Raw genomic sequence first — 3,111 nt, forward strand, 5'->3', positions numbered from 1 at the left:
AAAGGCTAAAAAATTTGCACTTTTTTCGCTCTATAAGTGCCTTAAACCTTGATATATCAGTGCTTTTAGATTATATTGGCCAGGCATACTAGGGCGTTTCCTACACTTTATTGATGCACAACCGAAACCCGGTTTCTTGTATAAACCGGGTTTTTGAATTTTTCAATTGCAGCAATGTATGAATCTAGTAATTTACTTACCTCTTCTTCATTCTGACTCCTGTCTCCTGACTCCTTATTTAATGTCTATTGCAACCAATTTTCTACGATCAAACCTTCAACTCTTAACATATCAGAATCATTAGAAACTAATACCAGATTATGATAAATTGCGGTAGCTGCAATCAGAATATCGGGAACTTGTATTGGTGTTCCTTTTCGCCTTAAATTTGCATAAATATTAGAGGCGATATTAACTATCTCTATCTTGTCTAAAAACAAAATATTTATATTATTTTTACACAAATTTTCCAAAATAGCTAACTTTTTCTGGGAATTCACTGCTAATAAACCTCCCTTACTTTCAAAATAGTTAATACAACTAATAAAAAGATTCTCTCGTCTATAATTAGCATTATTGAGCCGATAAAGTAGTCGAGAATCTTCTTTAATAAGAGCAGAGAGAATATTTGTATCTAATAAATATTCCATTACCACATTTTCCTCATATCTCGAACTGCTGCATCAAACTCTTCCATTTCTTCAGGTGTAAAATCGCTTATTAATCCATATAATACCTGTCCTCCTAATATACGTCTGATTCGATCGCTAAGTATTTCCTCAGCCATTTCTTGTAACTCTTCTGGAGAACAATTTCTGAGAAAAGTATCGAATATAACTTCAACCATTTCATCTCTTTCTAAATCTTCAAACAAACCCTCAGTAGCGAGGAAATTCTCTATAATTGGAACTGCTCGCTGATGAAAAATATCTTTCATTGTCATAGAAACTTTAGCCATATTTTTCTCCTATTTATTATTTTCCATTTCTAAGTTTAGCAAATATTTGTTTTTTCAGTTATCAGTAGTCAGGAGACAGGAGACAGGAGATAGGAGTTGAGTATTTAATGTTCATGTCGATAAATTTCTTGAGAAATAAGGAGTGTAAAATAAGAATAGCAACTTTACCTTATTAGCTTGAGACATGACAAAATCTAATACTATTGACAAAATTCCAACTCAGGTTAAACCAGAAAAATCAGAAAAATCAGAGGAAAAAGTAGAATCCCAGAATTTATACCTGCGCCTATTTAGCTATGGTTTGCCACATAAAAAACCATTTTTAATAGGTATATTATTAACAATTTTTGCTTCATTTATTACTTTCTTTGTTCCTCAAGTTAATCGGTATGTTATTGATGTAATTATTCCTGAAAAACAATTTAATATGTTGCCTTGGGTAGCAGCACTTATTCTGTTGGTAAGTTTCGTGGGAGGTGTACTGTCTTTTTTGCAATTGTATGCCATAAAAATTTTTGGAGAAAACACAGTTAAAAGCATTCGCGTACAGTTATATCAACATCTTCAATTTTTATCTATTAGTTATTTTGAAAATAAACGGACTGGGGAATTAATATTAAGATTGGGAAGAGATGTAGAAATTGTTGGGCAATTACTTAATTCTAATTTAATCGCGATTTTAATTGATAGCTTTGCTTTTATTGTCGTATTTATTTATTTTTTATTCAGTAATTGGGTTCTAGCAGTAGCGATCGCTCTGACTTGGCCGTTGATTATTTATCTTTTAAAATTTACTCAAAAAAGACTCAAAAAAATCTTTCAAGAAACTAACCGAGCAAGGGAGATAATTAGTAATCATTTACAAGACACTATATCAAATATTACGGTTATCAAATCTTTTGGTAATGAACAGTATGAAATTGATAGATTTAGTGAATTTAGTCATAATTATAAGGAGAAAAATCTGGAGGCAACTCGGTTTTTGGCTATCTCTACACCTTTAATTAATACTCTAAATCAATTAGGTAATGTAATTACTTTAGTTTTTGGTGCTTGGGGAGTAATGTTTGGTCGTTTGAGTATTGGGGAATTAACTGCTCTTTTGACTTATGCTACTCTTTTGAATAAACCAATTAATCGCTTTAATGGATTAATGAGTATGGTTCAAAAAGCAGGAGTATCTGCTCAAAATATTTTTTCAGTTTTAGATACTAAACTGGCAGTTAGTGACAAGGAAGATGCGATTAATTTAAGTTCTGTTCGAGGTAATATTAAGTTTGAAGAAGTGGGGTTTGGTTATCAAGATAATGGATTAGTTATTGACAATTTTAATTTAGATATTAAACCAGGAATGTCGGTTGCTTTGGTGGGATCTTCTGGTGCGGGAAAAAGCACTATCGCTAAACTTGCAGCACGGTTTTACGATCCACAAAAGGGGAAAGTTTTAATTGACGATCAGGATATAAAAGATGTGAGTTTAAATTCGTTGCGATCGCATATTGGTATTGTGCCTCAAGAAACTTTACTGCTCTACGGTACGGTACGAGATAATATTATTTACGGTAAGTTAGATGCAACAGATGAGGAAATTATAGCAGCAGCAAAAGCGGCGAATGCTCACGATTTTATTATGAATTTTCCTGATGGTTATAACTCTATTATTGGGGAGCAAGGAGTTAAATTATCAGGGGGACAAAGACAAAGAATAGCGATCGCCAGAGTTTTGTTAAAAAATCCGCAAATTGTTATTTTAGATGAAGCAACTTCAGCTTTAGATTCTGAGTCAGAAAAATTGATTCAAGAGTCTGTAAAACAACTTTTTCAAGGACGTACTAGCATAGTTGTTGCTCATCGGTTATCAACTATTTATCATGTCGATTTAATTGTAGTTCTGGAAAAAGGTAAAATAGTAGAAATGGGAAATCATGCAGAGTTAATTGCTCAAGAAGGAAGGTATGCTTATCTGTATCAATTACAATTTTCTCTACTTTCTTTGGAAGAGGGAAAATTATAAATTCAAAAGTGAAAATTCAAAAGTGAAAAGTAATCTCTGATAACTGAAAACTCAAAGAAGGGATATCTGCTTATCTCGCTCAATTACAATTTTCTCTACTTTCTTTGGAAGAGGGAAAGTTATCAATTCAAAAGTGAAA

The 3,111-nt window shown here is 32.3% G+C and carries 3 protein-coding genes; 1 reads left to right on the forward strand and 2 read right to left on the reverse strand.

The window, feature by feature from the left end:
• Nucleotides 1-245: 245 nt before the first annotated feature.
• Both F6K40_RS39540 and F6K40_RS39545 read right to left on the reverse strand, forming a co-directional pair.
• Nucleotides 246-650 carry a PIN domain-containing protein gene (locus F6K40_RS39540; RefSeq protein ID WP_293145586.1) on the reverse strand — a complete coding sequence of 135 codons (405 nt, stop codon included), beginning with the start codon at nt 648-650 and terminating at the stop codon, nt 246-248.
• A complete protein-coding gene (locus tag F6K40_RS39545; RefSeq protein WP_293145589.1) occupies nt 650-958 on the reverse strand; it encodes a hypothetical protein in 309 nt (102 codons plus the stop codon). Before F6K40_RS39545 ends, F6K40_RS39540 begins: the two co-directional genes overlap by 1 nt.
• Before the next feature lie 184 nt (nt 959-1,142).
• Here F6K40_RS39545 and F6K40_RS39550 point away from each other — a divergent pair, with 184 nt between their 5' ends.
• The gene (locus F6K40_RS39550; protein ID WP_293145592.1) at nt 1,143-2,972 is read left to right on the forward strand and encodes an ABC transporter ATP-binding protein; all 1,830 of its coding nucleotides are present in this window, start codon (nt 1,143-1,145) and stop codon (nt 2,970-2,972) included.
• Nucleotides 2,973-3,111: the final 139 nt, after the last annotated feature.

Origin of the sequence: Okeania sp. SIO3I5 (genome assembly GCF_010672085.1) — a bacterium.
Taxonomy (GTDB): Bacteria; Cyanobacteriota; Cyanobacteriia; order Cyanobacteriales; family Microcoleaceae; genus Trichodesmium.